The sequence below is a fragment of the Blautia sp. LMAG:89 genome, assembly GCF_008679485.1.
Classification (GTDB): Bacteria; Bacillota; Clostridia; order Lachnospirales; family Lachnospiraceae; genus Blautia_A; species Blautia_A fusiformis.
The window spans coordinates 463659-488752 of record NZ_NANC01000004.1 but is presented as its reverse complement, the minus strand read 5'-3'; the positions used below and the strand labels follow the sequence as shown (position 1 = coordinate 488752).

The window sequence follows — 25094 nt, the reverse complement described above, 5'->3', positions numbered from 1 at the left end:
GAGGAAAGTATATGTGTAAAGTAATTGCTATTGCAAATCAGAAAGGCGGAGTAGCCAAAACAACGACAACAATCAATCTGGGAGCCGGACTGGTGAAGTCAGGGAAAAAAGTAGTCCTGGTAGATGCTGATCCACAGGGGCACTTGACAATGGGATTAGGATTCCCTAAAAATCTCAAGGTAACATTAAAAAGCATGATGGAGAACATTATCATGGGACTGGAATTTGATCCGAAAGAAGCAATTCTGCACCATGAAGAAGGTGTTGACCTAATTCCGTCCAATAAATTGCTTGCCGGAATGGATATGTCTTTATTTACAGTAGAGGACAGAGAAAAGGTGCTGAAAGAGTATCTGGAACTGCTGAAGGATGAGTATGATTATATTCTGATTGACTGTATGCCATCCCTGGGAATGCTGACGCTCAATGCTTTGAGTGCAGCGGACAGTGTTCTGATTCCAGTGCAGCCACAATATTATGCGGCAGATGGACTCATGGAATTACTGAAAGTAGTTAAGGGAATCCATCAGAGGTTCAATCCGGATTTACAGATAGAAGGTATTTTATTCACAATGGATAATTGCCGTTACAATAATGCCAAGAGAAACAAACAGGCAATCAAAACTACATACGGAAGTGACATTAAGATTTTTGAGCAGACGATTCCGAGAACAGAAAGCCTTGCAGAAACAGCATCGGAGGGTGTAAGTATCTTTGCCTATGATGGAAAAAGCAAGGGGGCAGACAGCTATCTGGAACTGGTTCAGGAGGTGTTGAAACATGCGTAGACCGAAAAAAGATATTCAGCTTACCTCTTATGATGAATTACTGGGATTAGAGGAAACACCGGAAAAGAGTATGAACCAGGTTGTGGAAATAGATCTGGCAAAGCTTTATCCCTTTAAAAATCATCCGTTCCATGTAAATGATGATGAAAAAATGGCAGAAACCGTAGAGAGCATTAAAACATACGGTGTTTTGACTCCTGCGCTGGTAAGACCTCGACCAGATGGCGGATATGAGATGATTTCCGGGCATAGAAGAAAAAGAGGCTGTGAACTGTGTGGAAAGACTACATTGCCAGCTCTTGTCCGAAATTATACGGATGATGAAGCGGTCATTATTATGGTCGATTCCAACATTCAGCGTGAAAATCTACTGCCAAGTGAGAAAGCTCATGCCTATAAGATGAAATATGATGCAATGAAGCATCAGGGAAGTAAAGGTGAGAAATATACAGCAGATATGGTTGGGGAAGCTGCCGGGGACAGTGGGAGAACCGTACAGAGGTATATACGTCTGGCGGCATTATCAGATGCTTTGCTGGAATATGTGGACAATAATAAAATTCCTATGATTGTGGGAGAAAAGCTGTCTTATCTGAAGCCAGAGGAACAGGGGTGGCTTCTGGAAGTGATTACCAACAGTAGCATTTTTCCGACAAAACAACAGGCAGAACAGTTAAAAGAATGCAGTGCAAATGGAAAATTAAACCAGAGTTATATCTATGCTGTTTTATTAAAAAAGGAAAGCAGTAAGATCAATGTGACGATTCCGGCAAAGAAAATTGGAAATTATTTTCCGGAGACATATTCTAAAGAACAGATAGAAGAAGTCATTTTTATGCTTTTGGATAAATGGAAAGAAAACAAAGAAGGAGTAGCAGATGCAGAAGATACAGTTTGATTATTTTACGGGGATGGAAGCGGAACAATACAGCTTTTATCGTGTCCCTAAAGTGCTGTTTACCGAACCATGTTTTAAAACTCTTTCTTGTGAAGCAAAGGTATTATACGGTCTGATGCTAGACCGTATGAGCCTGAGCATTAAGAACAGATGGCTGGATTCAGAGGACAGAGTATACATTATTTTCACTGTGGAAGAAATTGCAGAGTTGATGAACTGCGGAACTCAAAAGGCAGTGAAACTGGTAAAAGAGCTGGACAGCAGTAATGGGATTGGATTGATAGAGAAGAAACGTCTGGGACTGGGAAAACCGAATGTTATTTATGTGAAAAATTTTATGATCAGAGAGGTTCCAGATCAAAAGCCGACAGGTGATTGTGCAGATCTGCAATCTGAGCAGGAAGATCATAAAAAAATTGCAGATTTGCAATCGAAACAGAAAAGACATGAGGAATGTGCAGATTTGCAACAAGAAGCAGAAAACAAGGGGAAAACAGGCATTTCTCTGAATTGTGAAAATCATCATTCAGGAGTAGTGAAAACCACAATTCAGGATTATGGGGAATCACAATTCCAGAATAGTGAAAATCACAATTCAAGAATGGTGGAAACCACAAATCCAGAATTTCCAGAATCACAATTCCAAAATAGCGAAAATCATCATTCCAGAATAGTGGAAATCACAAATCCAGAATGCCCGAAATCACAATCTAATAATACTGATATTAACAAGACTGATATTAATGAAACTGAGATAAATCAATCTTATCCAATCACATCAGATAATTTCCAAAAGAAAAAAGATGTGATGGAGGAGATGAGAGCATATCGTGAAGTGATCCATGAAAACATTGATTATCAATATCATGCAAAGGAAGATGTAGATGAACTGGTAGAACTGATAGTTGAAGTTATGATGATGCCGGAGGACAGTATGATTCGCATTGCAGGAGTAGAAAAACCAGTTGCTTTGGTAAAAAGCAGGTTTATGAAACTGAATTATTCGCATATCGAATATGTGCTGTTCTGTCTGAACCGGAATACGACCAAGGTTGGGAATATTAAAGCGTATCTTCTGACCGCCCTGTATAATGCCCCGGCAACGATAAACAGTTATTATCAGGCAGAAGTTAATCACGATATGTATGGAGGATAAGGGAACATGAAGAAGATGATTAAAAAAGTGATAGCACCAGTGCTGGTGATTACGGTATTGTTTGCAGTATTAAGACCGTTTTGTATCCAGGATGGGAAGTGCAATTATTTCTTGCTGTTACTCCTGATGGGGATACCGTTTGGAATAGGAAAAATGTGTGTCTGGATGGTTCCAAGAGGTTTTGACCTCGGAGGAATGCTGGCAGTATGGATGATGAATTTTCTGATTGGAGGATTGATCGGAAGCATCGTTCTTCTGGCAATGATTGGACAGGCGATCATTTATCTCTGCGTTTTTCTGATTACAGGGATACATAAAATACCGAGAATAAAATGAAATAGATTTTTTGAAAAGCAGCTAAGACAAAAATTAGCTGCTTTTTTTCGGGAAACTTTGCGACACAATGGCGTAAAGTTGGGACAAATTGCAGGAAAGGAGACACCGTATTGAGCAATCGTGCAATTTCCACAGAACTTATTGAATTGGGAGAACGGATCAGAAAACGCAGACAGGAAATGAAGTTGTCACAGGAATCTTTTGCGGAAAAAGCAGGTATCAGTGTCAATACGGTCAGCAGGATTGAAGGTGGGCAAACGGCAATGTCTGTTGAGATTTTCAGGAAGATAATTGAGATATTGGAAACGGATGCCAATCTCCTGCTGGGAAAAGAGGGAGGCGGTACAGAGAAGCAGGAATCAGTTCAGGAAGTGCTTTGCCGTATTCAGAAGATGGAATGGAAAGAGCAGAAAATTATCATGCAGACCATAGATTCTCTGATAGACAGTTTTAATGAGTACAGGTGAAATTTCACCATATATGGGGTGCAAAATAAAAAAACTCCCCATATATGCTAAGGATAATAGAATCCTGTGTTGTTAAAATGGAAAACAGAGAGATAAAGAAGGGAGATAGGATGGATGACAAGGGAAGAAAATTTGCTTTATCGGAGGCAGTGTCCTTATGATGCAATGGGAGACTATTCTGTTTTGATGGAAAATGAAAAGAACATAAAAGCAGAAAGAAATGCCAAGAAGTCTGATCCTGGCATCAGACGGAAAATAAAGTAGAGAATATTGTAACTATTAGAAAGGGCAGTAAGAAAGTTTCAGGCTCTCGTTAAAAAAAACGGGTGTACCGGAAGCTGTTTTTTACTGCCCTTTTTGTCAGTTGATCAGTAAGAATCCTATCCTTTCTGCCGATGGGCACCTGTTGCCAGCAGGCAGAAAGGTGGTAATTATGCTGACGTTGCAGGAATTGAAACAGGTTGTAAGTAACAGGGAAGAAAGAAGAAAGGTTCCGTCCGCTAAATATTTAAGAGAAAACGATGTAGCAGTTGCGAAGCAGAGGTTGATGGATTGTGCGGAAATTATCGCATATCAGACCGGATATGTTCTCTATTGTGTGGGGGACTATGCAACGGTTTTTCCGCTATTTACCTGTCGAGATTATGTGTATGAAGCAGAAAGAAAAATAGCAGTTGTTGAGGAGAATTTTTTTGATGATCAACCCTGGTATGTAAGGCTGATATTAGAAGGCGAAGACCGGCTGTGGAGAAACAGGGAAACACGAGAACATAATAATTGCATTTCGTATAGCTGTATTTCCGAAGAATGGTGTGAATTGGCAGATAAAGGACAATGTCTGCTTGAAAGAATCATTGCAGAGGAAACAGTCAGGGAGTTGATGAATCTGCTGACAGAGAGACAGAGACAGATGATCCATCGTATTTATTTTCAGCAGAAAACACAAAAAGAAGTCTCGCATGAACTGGGTATTACAGTTCCGGCAGTATCAAAGTGTATTTCACAGGCAATGCAGAAAATGCGGAATAATTCGGATGACTCTGCCAGAACATTGAAAAAAGGAGACTGGAAGTATGCCTGGTAAAAAGCCAAAAGAAAGACAACGCTATATGTTGCGTATAAATGATACATTTGTGGAAGTTACCAGGGCAGTATATCTGGCCTGGTATCAGGCTGGAAGAAAAGAGCGATATCAGGTTGAAAAAATGCAGAGGCATGGGGTATGCAGCATGGAGGAATTACAGGAAAAAGGCTATGACTGCTCTTTTTCGGTAGTATCACCGGAAGAAATCGTTATCAGATTGTCAGAAATACAGGAACTGGAAAAAGCTCTGGGATATTTGACTAAAGAGGATGCGGAACTGATAACGCTATTGTTTTTTGAAGAATTTACAGTAAAAGAAACAGCACAGTATTTTGGGTGCTGCCCAAAGACGATTAGAAACCGGAGGAAGAAAGTATTGGAGAAATTAAAAGAACAACTGGAAAACACATAAAACAATGTTGAAATAAAAATATCTAAAAAATTTTTCAAACAGGTTAATTTTTGCCCTTTCACACATGCAGTTAGTGAAGGGGCAAATGTCTATTTGCAATTCAAGAAGATAAAACCCCTTAAAAATTGCACCTTGACAATTTCATACCAGCAGCGAGAGGATACCCGGAATTTTTCAGCTACGCATTTTTGCGGCGGGAATCCGGTGAAAACGTGAAGGGATACAGATGGGAGGCACCCTTTGCAGGAACTATTACGAATTACCTCTTGCGGCTTAATGCTTGATCCTGAACTTTACCTGAGTGTCATTCCTGTTTTACAGGATGACAGCAGATACCATGTGGCGGTGTTTCAAAAAAGGCACTGCCATATGAATGTGCTGTTATCAGAGTTATTTCTGTATCAGCAATAAGATGTGGGAGGTGGTTCCAATGATTGAATAATGCAGGTGTGAGCCTGTATGAAAACAGAGCAGATAATAGAAGAAAGAGAGGATTCAGTCAAAATGAAAATGAGATTCAAAAGATTCTTGTCCGGATTTATGGCAGTCGCAACACTGGCTTCTGTCATTATTCAGCCAGTAGCAGTTTCGGCTTCTGAATTAGAACCGGAAGAAATACCATTTGAACAACAGTATGCAGAATTAAAAGACGTTCAAGATTCCCTTGATCCGGATGAAATCGTAAAGGCAAATGATATTGAACTTTCTTACGGGCAGGAATTTGATGTAGAAGTTGATCTGTCTGGAATCGAAGGTGTAGATGAAAGCAAAATCAAGATTTTATTTCATGAAGCAAAGAATGAAACTGGTACAGATTTTGACACACATACACCGGATACTTACAAGGCTGTCTATGCAGTAGAACCAGTCAGCGGTCATCCTGCTTATAGAATCAGCAGAAATATTACAGTGAAAGAACCGGAAACAGAAGTGCAGTCAGAGCGTTCTTCGGACAGTACAGTGAATGTTGAGGATGATACTGGGGATACGGAGCAGAGCGAGGAGGATTCGGAGTCGCACCGGGAAACACAAAATTCTGAAAGCACAGCAGATTTGGAATCTGAATTAACCGTTTCAGAAGTACTGGAACAGGCAGAGAGTAATGGCATTAATCTGTATGCAATGGAAGCCGGAGAAACAGTAACCTTTATGGCTGCGGCAGGCAATGCCAGAAGTTCACAGCAGGTTTCTGTGACCAGAGGAGCAGAATACCGATATGCAGATTACGGATATGGAACATATCTGACTTACCAGTATACTGTAAAATTTGGAAATGTATCTGCCACAGCATATTGTGTGCAGCCATCTAAACCAGGGCCTGGAAGTGGAACCTATACGATCAATAAAGTTGGTGATGGGAAAGCACTTGCGAAAGTGTGCTATTACGGTACAAAGGCTTCCGGTGATGATGGATTTTTTACAGAGGAAAACGGATACGGCAATTTAAGTGCAGGAGCCAGATTTATTCTGGTACACCTGGCAGCATCTTATGCAAATGGAAGTGGGGATGCTTTTTCAGGTGCAAACAGTACAGCACAGAATCTGGCAATGAAACTCTATAATTACTGTATTTCACAGCCGGAAATTCCAGATGTGGCAATGTCCTTTTCGGATGCAGATGTAAAAGCCTATGTGGATGGTAACAGTCAGAGAACAAAGGATATTACATTTAATGCGGATGCGTTACAGACCATTACCATGAAACTTCCGGCAGGTGTACAGCTTCATAACCTGACAACAGATAAAACAAGTAAAGCCGGAGAAAGCGTAGAAATTTGTGGTGGTACAAAGTTTTATCTGTCTGCACCATTAACACAGGTGAGTGATGTGGCAGGAAGCTGGTCTGCAACCATGAAAGGAAGCATTACCAAAGATTATTCAGCTTATAAGATTTCAACAGGTTCCGGAAACCAGGATCTGGCTCTGGTATTTGGTGAAGGCGTTGATGATGAGAAATATGTAGATTTTAAAGTATCCTGGGTACAGCAGGCAAGTGTTAAGGTGATCAAGAAAGATGCCAAGTCAGACGCAAAGTTGTCTGGTGCTGTGTTTGGATTATACAGTGATGTAGAATGCAAAAAACTGATCACACAGTTACCTGCGACGGATGAAAACGGTGAAGCGTCCGTACAGATCACTAAGACACAGGATACTGTATATCTGAAAGAGATTACAGCTCCAAGCGGATACCGTATCAATGCAACAGCTTACAATGTGAAACTGGAAGTCAGCAAGACCACAACCGTTACCGTTCCAGATGAAGAACAGATGGGACAGCTTACCGTTTATAAAGAAGGTGAGGTTCTGGTTGGTGCAGATGTAACAGAAAATGGAACAACATTTAAGTATGAGAAACGCAGACAGAGTGGTGCTGTTTATGATGTGTATGCTGGAGCAGATATTAAAACTGCTTATGGTACAAAAGTTTACAGTAAGGGTGATCTGGTAAAAGAGAATCTGACAACAGATACAAACGGAGCTACCGTTCTTAAAAATCTGTGTCTTGGTACATATATCGTAAAAGAGAAACAGGCTCCGACAGGATTCTATAATGCCGGAGAGGAAAAGACAGTAACATTATCCTATGCAGGACAGAATGTGGATATTGTTTTCTCTGAGACAACCTTTACCAATGACAGACAGAAAGTAGAAGTAATGGTAACAAAACAGGATGAAGATACAGAAAATCCTCTGGATGGAGGAATCTTTGGACTTTATGCTGCAAGTGACATTATCAACGTGGATGGAACTGTTATTGTAAAGAAAGGGACACTGATCCAGAAAGCGACAACAGGAGCAGACGGAACAGCAAAGTTTACAGCAGACCTGCCACTTGGATTTTCTTATGATGTGAAGGAAGTGCAGGCTCCAGCGGGGTATGTGAGAAACACAGACGATGTTTATACGTTTACTTTTTCTTATACAAATGATAAGGAAGCAAAACAGACATTCAAGCATACATTCAAAAATAAGCATGTGACAGCTAAGATTTCTCTGCAGAAGCAGGATAAAGAAACCAAAAAAGCAGTTCCACAGGGGGATGCCACTCTGGAAAAAGCAGTTTATGGACTGTATGCTCGTGAGGATATTGTGCATCCGGACGGTGCTACTGGTGTGATCTATAAAGCAGGAGAACAGGTTGCCACTCTTACCACAGATAAGAATGGACAGGCTTCTGTGAATGGATTATATCTTGGCAATTATTATGTGAAAGAGATCACTCCTCCAACCGGTTATCTGGCAGATGAGGAAGAACATGATCTGGTCTGCAATTATGAGGGAGACCTTGTAGCAGAAGTAAATCGTGACTGTCTGTCTCTGGAGCAGGTGATGAAACAGCCATTCCAGATTATCAAAGCAGCAAACAATGGAAAAACCGACGCAGACTTACTGAAAGGTGCAGGATTTACTGCTTATCTGGCATCCTCCCTGAAAGTAAAAGAGGATGGAAGCTATGATTTTGATTCTGCAAAACCGGTAGTGATCGGAGAAAATGGTGCAACAGAAATCTTTACAGATGAAAAAGGTTATGCCTGCAGTATTGCGATTCCTTATGGAACTTATATTGTGCGTGAAACCACAACACCTCATAATTACACTCCGGTAGATGATTTTACAGTGCGTATCACTGAGAACAACCCGAACCAGCCACAGACATGGAGAGTACTTCTGGATGACGAGTTTGAAGCGAAACTGAAAATCATCAAACAGGATGATGAGACGAAAAAGGCAGTGCTTCAGAAGAATACAGAGTTCAAGATTTTCAACATGGACACTGAGAAATATGTGGAGCAGGTAACAACTTATCCGACTACGGTAAAACATAAATCCTATTTTACAGATGAGCAGGGATATTTGATTCTTCCGCAGAATCTTAAAATCGGACATTATCGCATTGAGGAAGTAAATGCACCTTATGGATATACTTTGAATGAAAATTACTATGAGGTAACAGTAGATTCCAATACTGCATACCAGATGGACGGAACTTCCGGGGATGTGATCATTGAAGCAGTTTATGAGAACCATCCTGTTAAGGGTGAACTGACTATCGTGAAAAAGGGCGAAGTTCTGGACGGATTCAAGGATGATTTTGCATATCAGACAGAAAATCTGGAAGGGGCAGAGTTTGAGATTTACGCTGCCGAGGACATCTATACTGCAGATTTCCAGAAAGATGATAATGGAAACCGTATTCTGGAATATGCTGCTGGAACACTGGTAAAAACGGTTACAACGGATAAAGATGGGAAAGCGGTCCTGAAAAATCTGCCGCTTGGAAGTTATAAGATTGTTGAAAAGACAGCACCGGATGGCTTTGTTTTAAACAGTGAAGCACAGATCATTACTTTTTCTTACAAAGATCAGGAAACACCAGTCATTGAACAGACAGCTATCTTTGAAAATGACCGTCAGAAAGTAGAAATTTCTGTGGTAAAACAGGATGCTGATACAGAAGCAGCCGTTGCAGGAGCAGAGTTTGGACTTTATGCAAAGAATGATATGAAAGCTCATGGAGCTGTAATTGTAAAAGCAGACACACTGCTTGGAAAAGCTGTTTCCGGAGAAGATGGAAAGGCTGTATTTACACAGAATCTTCCATTTGGTGAATATTATATCAAAGAACTTGCAGCACCAGATGGTTATGTATCTTCTGATGAAGTTCTGGAAGTAAAAGCAGAATATCAGGGACAGGATGTTAAGGTAGTACAGTTATCTTCTGTATTTAAGAACCAGCCTACAAAGGTTGTAGTTTCCAAGTCTGATTTAACTACTGGCGTGGAATTGTCAGGTGCGACACTTACTGTTCTGGACAAAGATGGAAATGCAGTTGATACATGGAAATCTGTAAAAGGCGAACAGCATCTGATTGAACGACTTACCGTAGGGGAAACCTATACTCTCAGAGAAGAGATGGCTCCTTATGGATACCTCAAAGCAGAAGAAATCACCTTTACGATTGAGGATACCGGGGAAATCCAGAAAGTTGAAATGAAAGATGATGTGCCGACAGGAACGATTATCATCAATAAAAATGGAGAATTTCTGGATAAAGTAACTGCACTGGATTCCGTTGGAGGATGGATCAAACATTTATTCCAGTATGTAACAGGCAGTCTGAAAGATGTTACTTTTGAAGTTTATGCTTTAGAAGATGTGAAGTCTGCTGACGAAGAAAGTGAAGATTATTATAAAAAAGATGAACTGGTGGCAACCATTACAACGGACGATACTGGTATTGCAAAGGTATCGGGACTTCCGCTGGGTAAATACTATGTAAAAGAAAAAGCTACAGTGGACGGTTTTGTACTGGATGATGAAGCGAGAGAGATTGATCTGACATACCGGGATCAGGATACTGCAGAAGTTACTTATTCTGCTGACTGGCAGAATAACCGCCAGAAAGCAGAAGTGGAAGTTGTGAAAAAAGAGAAAGATTCTGATCGTGTACTGGAAGGGGCGGTATTTGCCCTCTGTGCCAAGGATGATATTACAGGAGCAGACGGAAAAGTAATTCTGAAAGCAGATACTATGATCGAGGAACTGGCAACAGACAAAGAAGGCAAGCTGACTTTTACAGCAGATTTACCGATTGGTTTTGCGTATTATATCAAAGAAACATCACCGGCATCTGGATTTGCAACAACAGATGAAACACAGGAGTTCACGTTTGAGTATGGAGGTGCAGAAAAGGAAAAAATATCTTATGCTTTTACCTTTGAGGACGAGCCGACTGTAATCAAAATTACCAAGACTTCCCTGACAGACGGAAAAGAACTGGAAGGAGCCAAGTTACAGGTAACTGATGAAAGCGGTAAAGTTGTAGATTCCTGGACTTCCGGTAAAGACGCTCATATCATCAAAGAGCTGGTAGTCGGACAGAAATATACTCTGACAGAAACAAAACCGGCAGATGGTTATGTGACAGCAGAAAGCATCACGTTTACCGTTGAAGATACTGCAAAGCCACAGAAAATCGAAATGAAAGATGATGTGACTAAGGTAGAAATCTCTAAAACAGATATTTCCGGTAAGGAACTGCCAGGAGCAAAACTGACTATTCTTGACAAAGACGGTAAGACAGTAGAGAGCTGGACTTCTGAGGAAAAACCACATTACATAGAAATGCTTCCGATTGGGGAGTATACACTTCGTGAAGAGTCTGCCCCTGATGGATATCTGGTCGCTGAAGATGTGAAATTTACAGTCGAGGATACCGGGGAGATCCAGAAAGTAGTGATGAAAGATGAGGTAAAACCGGAAGAAACACCAACGCCGGAAACACCGTCTACACAGGTAACAGATACACCGAAAACCGGAGATGATACACACATGCTGATTTGGATTCTGCTTGCGATTGCAGGTATGGCAGGCAGTGTATCAGCAGTCTGGATTGCGAAAAAAAGAAAATAAAAGTTAATGGAGGGGCATTTATGGGCAGCAAAGTCATAGATGCCCTTTTGAATGATGAAAGGGGTATAAAATGAGAACGTTATTGATTATTGCAGGGATTCTTCTGGTATTAGCAGTCAACTTTGTTCTGTACTGCTGTATCCGGGTAGGAGCAAAGGAAGACCGTCTGTTGGAAAACCATAGAAAGGAACAGATTGATGCAGGAAGAAGTGAATGAAAAAACAGTGTCCCTGTGTATCACTGGCGGAAAAGTGACAGTTCGCTTATTGAAACAGGCAATGATGCGTTTTCTGGTAGCAATAGAGAAAGAAAAAGCAGAGAAAGCAAGAAAACAGCAGGTAAAAGAACCGCCAGATAAAGATTATCATGGGAAGCAGAGTTTAAAGAAGCTGGCACAGCAGAATGTTCAGCTTTCCAACATTGAGATTACGGATAACAACATTAAGGCTTTTGAAAAAGTGGCAAAAAAATATGGCATTGATTTTAGTCTGAAACGTGATAAGTCCGAAGATCCACCCCGATATTTCGTTTTCTTCAAGGCAAGGGATGTGGATGTGATGACAGCGGCATTCCGGGAATTTACCGGAAAGACGCTGAATAAAACAAAGAAACCGTCTGTCCGTAAGAAATTACAGCAGGCAATCGCAGCCCGCAGCCAGGATAAACAGAGAGAACGGGAAAAATCGAAAGAAAAACAGAAGGAGCCGACCTTATGAGTGGGATAAAAAATATAAAGAAAAAACTGAAAGGATTTCAGGTGCGTCCCCCGAATGCAGAAGTGATAAAAAAGGTTCTGTTGCATATTCCGTATATGGTTGTATTTTATGTGGTAAATAAATGCACCTGGCTGTATCAGTATTGCAGGGGCAGTACAGTAGTGGACAGGCTGATGGTTCTCCTTATGAACTATCCGTTAGCGTTTAAAAAGTTACTGCCAAGTATACAACCGAAAAGTCTGGTTGCGGGAACTATTGCTGCAGTCAGTGTGTGGGCAGTGGTGTATTTTAAGGGAAAAAATGGAAAGAAGTTTCGCCAGGGTGAAGAATATGGTTCTGCCAGATGGGGAAATGAAAAGGATATAGCTCCTTTTATTGATCCGGTCTTTGAGAATAATATCCTATTGACGCAGACAGAACGATTAACCATGAATAGCAGACCAAAGAAACCAAAGTATGCCAGAAACAAGAATGTCATCGTAATAGGTGGTTCCGGAAGCGGTAAGACCAGATTTTATGTAAAACCACAGCTTATGCAGATGCCGGATAATGTGAGCTTTGTGGTCACCGATCCCAAGGGGACAATTATCGTAGAATGTGGTAAGATGTTAGCACGAGGGACACCGAAGAAAGATAAAAATGGGAAAATCCTGCGTGATAAAAATGGCAGAGTGGTAATGGCTCCTTACAAAATCAAGGTGCTGAATACCATCAACTTTGCCAAAAGTATGCACTATAATCCGTTTCATTACATTCGTTCGGAAAAAGATATTCTGAAACTGGTAAATACGATCATGGTAAATACCAAAGGAGAGGGAGAAAAATCTTCCGAGGATTTCTGGACAAAAGCGGAACGTCTGCTGTATTGTGCTTTGATTGGTTATATCTACTATGAAGCACCGGAGGAAGAACAGAATTTTTCAACCCTGCTGGAATTTATCAATGCCAGTGAAACCAGGGAAGAAGATGAAGAGTTTAAAAATGCAGTGGATCTGTTATTTGAGGAGCTGGAAAGAGACGAGCCGAATCATTTTGCAGTAAGGCAGTATAAAAAATACAAGCTGGCTGCAGGAAAGACAGCAAAAAGTATTTTAATCAGTTGTGGTGCCAGACTCGCACCCTTTGATATTGCGGAACTGCGGGAGCTTATGTCTTATGATGAGATGGAGCTGGATATGATCGGAGATCAAAGAACTGCATTGTTTATTGTAATTTCTGATACGGATGATACTTTTAACTTTGTGGTCGCTATGATGTACAGTCAGCTTTTCAATCTGTTATGTGACAGAGCCGATGATGTTCATCATGGAAGACTGCCCTATCATGTGAGAATCCTCTGTGACGAGTTCGCAAATATCGGTCAGATTCCGAAGTTCGATAAGCTGATCGCAACGATCCGAAGCAGAGAGATTTCTGCATCCATTATTTTACAGTCACAATCACAGCTCAAGACCATTTACAAGGATGCAGCGGAAACTATCACAGGCAACTGCGATACCATGCTGTTTCTTGGTGGAAAAGAAAGTACCACTCTGAAAGAAATTTCGGAGACACTTGGAAAGGAAACCATTGATTTATATAACACTTCTGATACAAGAGGACAGAGCAGGTCTTATGGTCTGAACTATCAGAAAACAGGAAAAGAATTGATGAGCCGGGATGAACTGGCAGTCATGGACGGTAACAAGTGTATTTTACAGCTTCGTGGTGTCCGTCCGTTTTACAGTGATAAATTTGACATTACAAAACATAAACGGTATAAGCAGTTATCCGATTATGATAAAAAGAATGAGTTTCATGTGGAAGAATACATGAAACATCAGATGGAAGTCCGGTTAAATCCGGAAGAAGCGTTCGACCTTTATGTGTATGAAGGCAGTGAACTGGAAAAACAATCAAATAGTGAAAATGAAGGCACAGAGCATGTAACGTAAAACATACATAGCTCTTTTTTTTATGCCCTTTTGGGAGGTAGCGATATGCGTAAGCATGAAAGACCGCCCATCAGGGCGGAACCCTCCGAGTAGTAACCGTTAAAAAATCACAATGAAAACAGCAGTTACGAAAGGAGAACATAGATTATGGCGTTTTTTACATCCGCAATTAATATTTTACAGACTCTGGTTGTTGCAATCGGAGCTGGTCTGGCAGTTTGGGGAGTTATCAATCTCCTGGAAGGATATGGAAATGACAATCCCGGAGCCAAGTCACAGGGAATCAAGCAGCTTATGGCAGGTGGAGGTGTCGTTCTGATCGGTACACAGCTTGTACCATTACTGGCGAATTTGTTTTAGCCGGGGCAGTAGGAAAGGAGAACACGCATGGATAAGATTTTTGAGTCCATAGAAGAATGGATGCGTAACCTCCTTACAGGCATGGTCAGCTCAAACCTGACGAACATGTTTACCGATGTGAATGAAAAAACCGGTGACATCGCAAGTCAGGTTGGGCAAACGCCCCAGGGCTGGAACAGCAGTATTTTCAGCTTGATCCAAAATCTGTCGGATTCTGTGATCGTACCGATTGCCGGAATGATCATAACTTTTGTGTTGTGCTATGAGCTGATTTCCATGCTCACCGAAAAGAATAACATGCATGATATAGATACATGGATGTTTTTCAAATATTTTTTCAAGATGTGGATAGTAGTCTGGTTCGTAAGCAATGCTTTTACGATCACAATGGCGATTTTTGATGTTGGACAGAATGTAGTGAACCGGGCGGCAGGTGTTATCAACCAGCAGACGGCAATCAATATTGATTCGGTAATTACCTCGATGGAGACAGCAATGGAATCAATGGAAATAGGAGAGCTGATTATACTGGCACTGGAAACGCTCCTGGCGAGTCTGTGCCTAAAGGTTATATCCGTTTTTATAACGGTTATTTTATATGGCCGTATGATAGAAATTTATCTGTATTCGTCAATCGGTGCAATTCCGTTTGCCACTATGAGCAACCGGGAATGGGGACAGATTGGCAGCAATTATTTAAGAGGATTGTTTGCACTGGCATTTCAAGGATTTTTTATCATGATGTGCGTGGGCATTTATTCTGTATTGGTTGCCAACATACAGGTATCAGATAATGTGCATACAGCACTGCTCAGTGTAATGGCTTATACAGTAATACTATGCTTTAGTCTTATGAAAACAGGTAATTTTTCAAAGAGTATCTTTAATGCACACTAAATGTGGAAAAGGAGACGATGAAAATGGCTTTTGTATCAGTACCAAAAGATCTGACAAAAGTAAAAAATAAAATTATTTTCAATCTTACAAAACGACAGCTTATCTGCCTTGGTATTGCAGCGGCAGTAGGGCTTCCGTTTTATTTCCTGTCAAGGGGATTGATTGGTTCGAGTAATGCGGCAACCGGAATGTGTCTGCTGATGCTTCCGGCTTTTTTATTTGCCATGTATGAAAAAGATGGACTTCCTTTAGAGAAAGTCCTCAAAAACGTGATTACAGTAAAATTTATCCGTCCCCCGGTACGGAAATATGAGGTGGAAAACCTCTATGAAAAAAAGAAAATTATGACAAAAGCGAAAGGAGGTACCGTTCGTGGAAAAATTAAGAAACGATAAGAATCTTCCAGAGCAGACAGAAGAATTTTCCCATCCGGATGACTGGTGGCTGGATGAAGAGGATTCTGCTGATGGTTTACCAGTGTTTGATCCGGACGAGGCAGAAAATTATGCAAAGGACAGACAGCGTTTGACGGGAGTACCGATGGTTACTGGGTATGAAGCACTGGAGCGACACCGAGGTGTTCGCAGACCAAGACGTAAATTAAGCAGACGGGAAAAACGTGCCTGGAAAAAAGCCCAGAAATATGAACTGAAATTACATAAGGCACACGAAAAGGAAGAGAAAAAACTTGCGAAGCAGGCGGCAAAACAGGCTGCTCGTGAAGAAAAGGCGGCACAGAAACAGGCAAAGAAAGAAGAAAAGCATAAAAAAAAGACAAAGCCGCCGGGTTCTGTAAAATCCAGCGAGGAAAAAGGTGCTGCAAAGAAAATATCCAGCACGAATAAAGACAATAGAAATAAAGGGAAAAACATTACCGCACAGCAGTCCATCCCATATAGAGAAATGGGAAAAGACGGAATCTGTCGTGTGGAGGATGGGTATTATTCAAAGACGATTCGTTTTTATGATATCAACTATCAGTTAGCACAGAATGAGGATAAAAATGCAATTTTTGAGAACTGGTGTGATTTCCTGAATTATTTTGACAGCACCATCCATTTTCAGTTGTCCTTTATCAATCATCACAGCAACATGATGGAATATGAAGATGTGATCCGTATTAAAAAGCAGAATGACAGTTTTGATAATCTGCGTATGGAATTTGCCCAGATGCTTAGAAATCAGTTGGCAAAAGGAAATAATGGTCTTGTCAGAACCAAGTACATTACATTTGGAATTGAAGCTGACAATATCCGGGAAGCAAAACCAAAACTGGAACGTATTGAAACAGATATACTCAATAATTTTAAGGTTTTTGGGGTATCTGCGTATCCGTTAAATGGTGTAGAGCGTTTGCAGATCATGTATGAAACATTCAACCAGAATGTCAAAGTGCCATTCAGGTTCAGCTATGATGATATGCTGCGTACCGGGCTGAATACAAAGGATTATATTGCTCCATCCAGTTTCCTGTTCAAAAATGGAAAGGATTTTCAGATGGGAGATACCATCGGAGCAGTATCCTATCTGCAGATTCTGGCACCAGAGCTGACGGATAAAATGCTTGCTGAATTTCTGGAAATGGACTGTAACCTGCTTGTTAATCTGCATATTCAGTCCATTGACCAGATGAAAGCAATCAAATTGGTTAAAAGTAAGGTTACGGACATTAACCGCATGAAAATTGAGGAACAGAAAAAAGCGGTACGCTCCGGATATGATATGGATATTATTCCGTCTGATCTGAACACATATGGTGGAGAGGCGAAAAGGCTTCTGGAAGATTTACAGTCGAGAAATGAAAGAATGTTTCTTGTGACGGTTGTGTTTTTAAATACAGCAAAAAATAAACAGGAACTGGAAAATGTGGTATTCCAGACGGCAGGTATCGCACAGAAATATAACTGTGCATTAAAAAGACTGGACTATCAGCAGGAACAGGGCCTTATGAGCAGTTTGCCACTTGGAAGAAACTGGATTCCGATCAAGCGGGCATTGACTACCACATCGACAGCTATTTTTGTCCCATTTACAACGCAGGAACTGTTTATGGGCGGAGAATCTATCTATTATGGGTTAAATGCCCTGTCTAATAACCTGATTATGGCAGATCGGAAAAGGCTGAAGAATCCAAATGGGCTGATACTTGGTACTCCTGGATCTGGTAAATCCTTTGCAGCAAAAAGAGAGATTACCAATGTATTTATTGTCACAAAAGACGACATTATCATCTGTGATCCGGAGGGAGAATATTTTCCGTTAGTCCGGGCATTTAACGGGCAGGTTATCCGTATTTCTCCGACCAGTCATGATTACATCAATCCAATGGACATTAACATCAATTATGCGGATGATGACGATCCGCTATCTCTGAAATCAGATTTTATCCTTTCGCTTTGTGAACTGGTAGTAGGAGGGAAAAATGGTCTGGAACCAGTGGAAAAAACAATCATTGACCGATGTGTACGTCTGGTATATCAGGACTATCTTGCTGATCCGGTCCCGGAGAAAATGCCAATCCTGGAAGATTTATATAATCTGCTTCGCAAACAGGAAGAGGCAGAGTCGCAGAGGCTGGCAACTGCACTGGAAATCTATGTAAATGGTTCCCTGAAGGTGTTTAATCACCGCACAAATGTAGAACTGAATAATCGTCTGGTATGTTTCGATATTAAAGACCTTGGTAAACAGCTTAAAAAACTTGGCATGTTGATTGTTCAGGATCAGGTTTGGAATAGGGTAACAGTCAACCGTTCTGCACATAAGTCAACCAGATATTATATTGATGAGTTCCATCTGTTGCTGAAAGAGGAACAGACAGCAGCATACAGTGTAGAAATTTGGAAGAGATTCCGTAAGTGGGGCGGTATTCCGACTGGTATCACGCAGAACGTAAAAGATCTGCTTGCTTCAAGGGAAATCGAGAATATCTTTGAAAACTCAGATTTTATCCTGATGCTTAACCAGGCATCTGGGGATCGACAGATTCTGGCAAAACAGCTTAATATTTCAACACACCAGCTTTCCTATGTAACAAACAGTGGAGAGGGAGAAGGACTGATCTTTTATGGAAATACAATTATTCCATTTAAGGACAGATTCGATAATACCCTTATGCTTTATGCGTTGATGTCATCGAAACCGGAAGATGTAGAGAAGCGTGAAAAACTCGGCATTAAAGGCAGAGACGATAGTTAAAGGGGCAATGGCAGAGCATGAGAAAATGGGTGGCAGGATTATTACTTTCTATATCCGTTATATTGCTTACGATCAGTCTGTATTTCCTGATGGGATTTTTTGTGCAGGAAAGACAGGATAACCAGTTACAGCAAGAGTTACAGGAACTTATGCAGGAAAAAGAGGACGATTCAGAGGAAGATACTTCCGACGATTTAGAGGTAGATGCTGGAATTTTGGCATTGCATGAAGAGAATCCAGATTGTATTGGCTGGCTGACCATTGATGGAACGAGAATAGACTATCCGGTCATGTACCGGCCCGGAGATAAAAATTATTATCTGCATCGGGATTTCAATGGGGAATATTCTGCAAATGGATGTTTATTTCTGGCAGAGGAATGTGTACCAGGGGATTCGGACAATCTGATCATATATGGACATCACATGAACAGTGGGAAGATGTTTGCTGACCTTGAGAAATATAAGGACGAAGGATTTTACGAAGAACATCCGACAATCCTGTTCCGCACGATATGGGGAAATGAACAATATCAGATATTTGCAGCATTTACAACGCCCGTTTATACAGGAAATGATTTTGATTATTACAGTTTTATCAAAGCTGGAACAGTGGCTGATTATAAAAAATTTGTTGCTTCCGTTAAGGAAAAATCACTTTATCAGACAGGAACAACAGCAGAATATAGAGATAAGTTACTTACACTGTCTACTTGTGAGTATTCCCAGAAAAATGGGCGTATGGTACTGGTTGCAAAGAAAAATAGCGGAAAGGAATAAAACGGAAAATTACCATAGATCAGGAGATGATGACCATGCAGGAGCATGAATATAAAGCAAGGGACAAGACTGTCCAGAAGATGAGTCGGGATGGACTCAGGGAAAAAAATCTCCGCAGTAAAAAGGAAAAGCGGATTACCGGACGTGAGGCAGATGAGAAGAAAACAGCCGGACACAGGGAACAGGAGCTGGACTTTGGAAAGGTCAGAAAAACTCATACTGCAGAAGAAACGGTTGAGGAAGTGACAGAAGGAAAGCACAGGTTGCAATCGAGACACGCTTCTCTGGAAGAGGAAGAAATTGCGGAAACGAAAGAAATGGAAAACTCAGAAATGAGTGATGATAAAGCAGGCGGGGAGAAATCTCCGCCTGTTTCACGTTCCAGACTTCGGAAAGATAGTATCCGGGGGCATCCAGAATGGAAATTTGAACGTGATTCTGAAATAACAGAACCGGACAGGCAGAACCGAAAGAAAAAGATGGTCACAGCCTATGCAGCAAAAGAGCAGAAACGCTACCATGAAAAGGCAGAAGTTGATGAAAAATCAATGGAAGACTTTCGGGAAGAGATTAAAGATAAGACGAAAAGGGAACAGACGCTAAAAGAACAGAAAAAATCAAAATCCCATCTTTCCTTTGAAGATGAAAGTAAAGGTATGATTCCCGGTAGCAGAATGGCAAGAAAGGGAGCAACCGTTGTTTCAGAAACGGTATCTGCCTATGGTCAGAAAAAAATCAGAGAGGATACCGATGATAATGCTGCTCTTGATGCAGCAGATCAGATGGAACTTGCGGGAGAAAGTCTTGCAAGAAAGTCAATTTACGTTCGGGAACGGTTGAAAGAAAAACGACAGAGAAATAATCGGTTAAGGGAATCTGTTCTGGAAGAAACAGAAAAATCCCGTTTGCAGTTTAGCACCAGTGCTTCCAATGAAGCAAAAAAGGCGGTTCAGAAAGAAGCAGAGCAGAAGAAACAGTCTGCATTAAAGAAATTATTGCAGAAAAAGCGTTACCAGAAGCAGTATCAGGCTGCGAAACAGGGAAAAGCTGTGAAAGACGCAGTGCTTGTAAACGCACAGCGATTTACGGAAAAAGCCAAAGCTGCGGTCAAGGAGCTTGTGGCACAGAACAGAAATATCCTCCTGTCCATAGGAGTTCTGGTGCTGCTGTTTGCGTTAATGGCAACGAGCCTGTCAAGCTGTGCTGCGTTATTCCAGGGCAGTTCCAATGCTATTATTTCTACCAGTTATTCCAGTGAGGATGAGGATATTTATGCTGCGGAAAATGCTTATGTGGCATTGGAAAATGCACTGAATGAGCAGATCAATCAGATGAAAGCAAACCATTCCGATTATGACGAGTTCCAATTCCAGATTGATGAGATCGGACACAACCCGTATCAGCTTATTTCCTATCTGACAGTTAAGTATGGTGGTTTTACCTATGCAGAGGTTGCAGATGAGATTCAGGAGATTTTTAAGGAACAGTATGGCTTGTATACGGATTCGACACGAGAAACGGTAACAGAAAAGAAAAAGGTCAAGGTTGGAGAATCACTGGGACAGGTTGTGACCAGTGGATATTGTAACTGCCCGATCTGTTGTGGACAGTGGAGTGGAGGCCCGACAGCGAGTGGAGCCTATCCACAGGCAAATCATACGATTGCGGTAGACGCTTCTAATCCATTTGTGCCAATGGGAACCCATGTCATTATGAATGGTGTGGAGTATGTAGTTGAGGATACCGGAAATTTTGCACAGTATGGTGTGCAGTTTGATGTATTCTACGGCGATCACGCTTCTGCGTCAGCACATGGGCATCAGACCTGGGAAGCATACATAGCAGACAGCAATGGAAGTCAGGAAGTGGAAGTAACGACAACAAGAGAAGTGAACCGGCTGGATGTAACACTTACGAACCATAACCTGGATGCAGTTTTAAGAAACCGTATGACAGATAAGGAACAGGAGCAGTATGACGCTTACAACAAATACTATGGAAATCGTGATTATCTGTTTGACCTTAACACAATTCCGACAGGTGGGGCAGGCTTTGGATATGATATTCCGGCAGAAGCACTTTCTGATCCGCAGTTTGCCAAGATGATTCGGGAAGCGGAAAAATATCTTGGTTATCCGTATGTCTGGGGCGGTGCATCGCCATCTACCAGTTTTGACTGTTCTGGTTTTGTATGCTGGGTAATCAATAATTGCGGAAATGGATGGAACGTGGGAAGAACAACAGCGGACGGGCTTCGTTCTTATTGTTCCTATGTATCTCCATCGGATGCAAAGCCGGGAGATCTGATCTTTTTCCAGGGAACTTATGATACGCCGGGAGCGAGCCATGTTGGAATTTATGTAGGAAATAACATGATGATTCATTGTGGAAATCCGATTCAATATACAAGCATTGCAAGTTCTTACTGGCAGCAACATTTTATGGCATTTGGCAGACTTCACTAGAAGGGAGTAAACAAGAGATGAATATGCGATTAAAAAAGGTTCTGGATGACATTCAGAAAACTGAAAACAAGATTCTGGAACTGCAGGAGCATGTAAGGCAACTGAGAATCCAGAAAAAGCAGATGGAAGATGCAGAAATCATTAAGGCAATCCGTTCCATGAAGATGGACAGCCGAAAGATGCTGACTTTTCTGGACGGGATTCAGAATGGAACAGTTACCATGCAGTTTGATGAAGAGGGCAATCTTTCTATGGATAGTTCTGAAACAGGTATAAAGAAAGAAGAAAATATGGACAGAGAAATGTCAACCGGACTGATAGAAGAAAGAGAGGATTTGGAAGATGAAGAATAAAGTAATGAAAAAAATTTTGATGATTATGTTGTCATCAACAATACTGATGGGTTCTGCCAGTGTGACCGCTTTTGCACAGGCAAATGAAAACGCAGAGCAGACTGAAACTGCGGAACAGGTGATAGAAGAACAGCCGGCGGAGCAGCCTGCCGCAGAGGGAACACCGTTTTCCACATCGGGAAACGGACAGCTTGTGGATGATAAGGAGAATGACAGTTCCAAGCAGTTTCTGACGGTACAGACAAAGAATGGAAACACCTTTTATATGGTCATTGACCGTTCCGGTACTTCCGAAAACGTGTACATGATGTCACTGGTAGATGAAAATGATCTGGCAGAGTTCTTAGGCGAAAACGAGGAAATCGAGAAAAAAGAGGAACCAGCAGTTGTTCTTCCGGAAACGACTGCAGCACCAGAACCAGAAACTACCGTACAGCCAGAAACAGAAGTAAAACCGGAATCCGGTGGTAATAAAATGTTTGGCTCTGCGATCCTGGGCGGCGGTATTGTACTGGTATTCGGTGGTTTAGCTGCTTTTGCTTTAAGTAAATTCCGAAAGAAAAAAGAGGACGGTATTGTAGAGGAAGGTCTGGAATTTGCTGATGACAGTTACATCAATGAAGATGAAGAAAATGCGGAAGATCAGCAGAAATAACAAAAAAAGCATAAGGTATGGAGAAAGGGCGGTTCTTTATGGACTGCCTTTTTGACAGGAACAGGAGGAAAACATGGCGAAATTTTTAGTGATCGCAGAGAAACCGAGCGTGGCACAGAGCCTTGCAAAAAATTTATCTGCTTATCAGAGAAAGGACGGGTATCTGGAGGGGAACAGTTGCATCGTCAGTTGGTGCCTGGGGCATCTGGCAGAGTATGTCCCACCGGAAATCTATGATGAAAAATATGCAAAATGGCAGTTTGAGGATTTACCGATTATTCCGGAAGTATGGAAAGTTCAGGTATCAGAGGATAAAAAGAAGCAATTTGATGTGATATGCAGCCTGATGAACCGGGCAGATGTAGCATATCTGGTGAATGGCTGTGATGCCGGAAGAGAAGGAGAACTGATTTTTAAAAGAGTTTATGATCTGGCAGGCTGTCAGAAACCAGTGAAGCGTCTGTGGATCAGCTCAATGGAAGATGAAGCCATTCAGAAAGGATTTCAGTCCCTAACTGACGGGAGAGAATATGCAGGGCTTTGTAATGCTGCGGTATGCAGGGCACAGGCGGACTGGCTGATCGGAATGAACGCAACGAGAGCTTACACAACCAGATATTTTAAACGTCTGGTAGTTGGCAGAGTGCAGACACCAACGCTTGCTATGCTGACGGAAAGAAAAGAGAAAATTGAGCATTTCAAGAAAGAAGCCTATTATAAGGTTTCCCTGTCAGATGGAAGACTTGCGGTAATTTCAGAAAATATTCAGTCTGAAACAGAAGCGGAAGAATTAAGAAAACTCTGTGATGGGACAGAAGCTGTTGTGACCAGAGTGAAAAGAGAACAGAAAAAGACTTCTCCGCCCAAACTTTATGACCTGACCAGTCTGCAGAGGGAAGCAAACCGATTTTTCGGATACACTGCACAGAAAACATTGGATATGCTGCAGGAACTGTATGAAGAAAAGATGGTTACTTATCCGAGAACAGACAGTCAGTATGTAACCGAGGATATGAAAGAAACGGTAAAAATGCTTGCCGAAGGCATGACAGATTTTCTTCCGTTTCTGGAATCTGGACAGATTAGGGGAAACATAGATCGTGTGGTTAATAATGCAAAGGTATCTGATCATCATGCAATCCTACCGACAAAAGAAGCAATGGAAAAAGGCATGGGAGGACTTTCCGGTGGAAAGAAAAATCTGCTGATGCTGATCGGACAGCAGCTTGTTCAGGCAACAGGGGAAGAGTACCTTTATGAGCAGACAGAAATTTCCGTACAGTGCAAAGAACATGAATTTACTGCAAAAGGAAAGCTGCCTGTGCAGATGGGCTTCAAAGAAGTGGAAGAAGCCTTTCGGAAATACTGTGTAAAGGATAAGAAATCTGATGAACCGGATAATAAGACAGAACTTCCAGAAGGATATGAGGAAGGAATGACTCTTGCCTCTGTGAAAGCAGAGAAGAGTACACATTACACTTCTCCGCCGAAGATGTTTACCGAAGATACTCTGCTTGCTGCAATGGAAACAGCGGGAAATAAGGAATTTGATTCTGAAACAGAGAAAAAGGGATTGGGGACACCGGCAACCAGAGCCAATATTATTGAGAAGCTGGTATCTTCCGGGTATGCAGAACGTAAAGGAAAACAGATTTTTCCTACGGTGGCAGGCTGTGAGCTGATTCATGTAATGCCGGAGAATCTGAAATCCGCAAGCCTGACAGCAGAATGGGAGAATCAGCTTCTGATGATGGAAAAGGGAAAAATCCATGATGATGAATTTATGGATGGGATTGTATCTATGATTACCGATGTTCTTTCAGTATGCAGGGCGATTCCAGAAGAAGAACGGAATCGTTTTCAGACTGCAAGGGAAGTAATTGGGAAATGCCCGGTATGCGGTTCCGATGTATATGAGGGTAAGACCAATTATTATTGTTCTGACAGAAGTTGTCCGTTTGCTTTATGGAAGTCAAATAGGTTTCTGGAAAGTATGAAAAAATCAATGGATAAAAAGATGGCAGTGGAGCTTCTGAAAAAGGGACGTACCCATGTAAAAGGACTGTATTCCAAGAAAAAGGACAGCAAATTTGATGCTGATCTTGTACTTGGGGTAGAAGATGGAAAAGCCAGATTCAGTCTGGAATTTCCTAAAAAGAAAAAATAAAGCACAGTCAGAAGG

General features: G+C 41.4%; 21 protein-coding genes. All 21 read left to right on the top strand.

All coding sequences use genetic code 11. The features are described 5' to 3' along the window. The first annotated feature begins 11 nt into the window (after positions 1 to 11). The 21 genes from CCC70_RS06270 (at position 12) to CCC70_RS06170 (ending at position 25079) form a co-directional block, all read left to right on the top strand. Positions 12 to 788: a ParA family protein gene (locus CCC70_RS06270; RefSeq protein ID WP_287084450.1), complete on the top strand. Its 777-nt coding sequence runs from the start codon at positions 12 to 14 to the stop codon at positions 786 to 788. Further along, a complete protein-coding gene (locus CCC70_RS06265; protein ID WP_002594290.1) occupies positions 781 to 1686 on the top strand; it encodes a ParB/RepB/Spo0J family partition protein in 906 nt (301 codons plus the stop codon). Before CCC70_RS06270 ends, CCC70_RS06265 begins: the two co-directional genes overlap by 8 nt. Continuing rightward, positions 1667 to 2842 (top strand): DUF6017 domain-containing protein, encoded by a 1176-nt coding sequence (locus CCC70_RS06260; RefSeq protein ID WP_287084449.1) that lies wholly within the window; start codon positions 1667 to 1669, stop codon positions 2840 to 2842. The genes CCC70_RS06265 and CCC70_RS06260 overlap by 20 nt, the downstream gene beginning before the upstream one ends. Before the next feature lie 6 nt (positions 2843 to 2848). After that, positions 2849 to 3178, top strand: coding sequence for a DUF6050 family protein (locus CCC70_RS06255; RefSeq protein ID WP_117440220.1), 330 nt, complete (start codon positions 2849 to 2851; stop codon positions 3176 to 3178). 110 nt (positions 3179 to 3288) lie between these two features. Further along, complete coding sequence (locus tag CCC70_RS06250; protein WP_117440221.1) at positions 3289 to 3645, top strand: helix-turn-helix domain-containing protein; 357 nt, start codon at positions 3289 to 3291, stop codon at positions 3643 to 3645. Positions 3646 to 3759: 114 nt separating this feature from the next. Next, a complete protein-coding gene (locus CCC70_RS06245; protein WP_015543441.1) occupies positions 3760 to 3909 on the top strand; it encodes a hypothetical protein in 150 nt (49 codons plus the stop codon). A gap of 169 nt (positions 3910 to 4078) precedes the next feature. Then, a complete protein-coding gene (locus CCC70_RS06240) occupies positions 4079 to 4729 on the top strand; it encodes a sigma factor-like helix-turn-helix DNA-binding protein (RefSeq protein ID WP_117440222.1) in 651 nt (216 codons plus the stop codon). Further along, entirely contained in the window at positions 4719 to 5141 is a 423-nt protein-coding gene (locus CCC70_RS06235) for an RNA polymerase sigma factor (RefSeq protein WP_117440223.1), read from the top strand. Before CCC70_RS06240 ends, CCC70_RS06235 begins: the two co-directional genes overlap by 11 nt. Before the next feature lie 504 nt (positions 5142 to 5645). Further along, positions 5646 to 11555 carry a SpaA isopeptide-forming pilin-related protein gene (locus CCC70_RS06230; RefSeq protein ID WP_117440252.1) on the top strand — a complete coding sequence of 1970 codons (5910 nt, stop codon included), beginning with the start codon at positions 5646 to 5648 and terminating at the stop codon, positions 11553 to 11555. 70 nt (positions 11556 to 11625) lie between these two features. After that, a complete protein-coding gene (locus tag CCC70_RS06225; protein WP_002594282.1) occupies positions 11626 to 11772 on the top strand; it encodes a hypothetical protein in 147 nt (48 codons plus the stop codon). Further along, a complete protein-coding gene (locus CCC70_RS06220) occupies positions 11753 to 12271 on the top strand; it encodes a PcfB family protein (protein WP_117440224.1) in 519 nt (172 codons plus the stop codon). Before CCC70_RS06225 ends, CCC70_RS06220 begins: the two co-directional genes overlap by 20 nt. After that, positions 12268 to 14205 (top strand): VirD4-like conjugal transfer protein, CD1115 family, encoded by a 1938-nt coding sequence (locus CCC70_RS06215; protein WP_117440225.1) that lies wholly within the window; start codon positions 12268 to 12270, stop codon positions 14203 to 14205. Before CCC70_RS06220 ends, CCC70_RS06215 begins: the two co-directional genes overlap by 4 nt. Before the next feature lie 147 nt (positions 14206 to 14352). Further along, positions 14353 to 14565 (top strand): Maff2 family mobile element protein, encoded by a 213-nt coding sequence (locus CCC70_RS06210; protein ID WP_005421639.1) that lies wholly within the window; start codon positions 14353 to 14355, stop codon positions 14563 to 14565. A gap of 27 nt (positions 14566 to 14592) precedes the next feature. Continuing rightward, positions 14593 to 15462 carry a VirB6/TrbL-like conjugal transfer protein, CD1112 family gene (locus tag CCC70_RS06205; protein WP_287084447.1) on the top strand — a complete coding sequence of 290 codons (870 nt, stop codon included), beginning with the start codon at positions 14593 to 14595 and terminating at the stop codon, positions 15460 to 15462. A 23-nt stretch (positions 15463 to 15485) separates the two neighbouring features. Next, the gene (locus tag CCC70_RS06200) at positions 15486 to 15857 is read left to right on the top strand and encodes a PrgI family protein (RefSeq protein WP_117440227.1); all 372 of its coding nucleotides are present in this window, start codon (positions 15486 to 15488) and stop codon (positions 15855 to 15857) included. A 145-nt stretch (positions 15858 to 16002) separates the two neighbouring features. Next, on the top strand, positions 16003 to 18660 hold the full coding sequence (locus CCC70_RS06195; protein ID WP_119243037.1) for a VirB4-like conjugal transfer ATPase, CD1110 family: 2658 nt from the start codon (positions 16003 to 16005) through the stop codon (positions 18658 to 18660). A 29-nt stretch (positions 18661 to 18689) separates the two neighbouring features. Beyond that, entirely contained in the window at positions 18690 to 19439 is a 750-nt protein-coding gene (gene srtB, locus CCC70_RS06190; protein ID WP_287084445.1) for a class B sortase, read from the top strand. Between the two features lie 35 nt (positions 19440 to 19474). Then, positions 19475 to 21904, top strand: coding sequence for a C40 family peptidase (locus CCC70_RS06185; RefSeq protein ID WP_287084444.1), 2430 nt, complete (start codon positions 19475 to 19477; stop codon positions 21902 to 21904). A gap of 23 nt (positions 21905 to 21927) precedes the next feature. Further along, entirely contained in the window at positions 21928 to 22257 is a 330-nt protein-coding gene (locus tag CCC70_RS06180; RefSeq protein ID WP_226866371.1) for a DUF4315 family protein, read from the top strand. Next, entirely contained in the window at positions 22247 to 22912 is a 666-nt protein-coding gene (locus CCC70_RS06175) for a CD1107 family mobile element protein (RefSeq protein ID WP_124984234.1), read from the top strand. The genes CCC70_RS06180 and CCC70_RS06175 overlap by 11 nt, the downstream gene beginning before the upstream one ends. 73 nt (positions 22913 to 22985) lie before the next feature. After that, positions 22986 to 25079, top strand: a complete 2094-nt coding sequence (locus tag CCC70_RS06170; protein ID WP_287084443.1) for a type IA DNA topoisomerase — start codon at positions 22986 to 22988, stop codon at positions 25077 to 25079. Positions 25080 to 25094 lie beyond the last annotated feature (15 nt).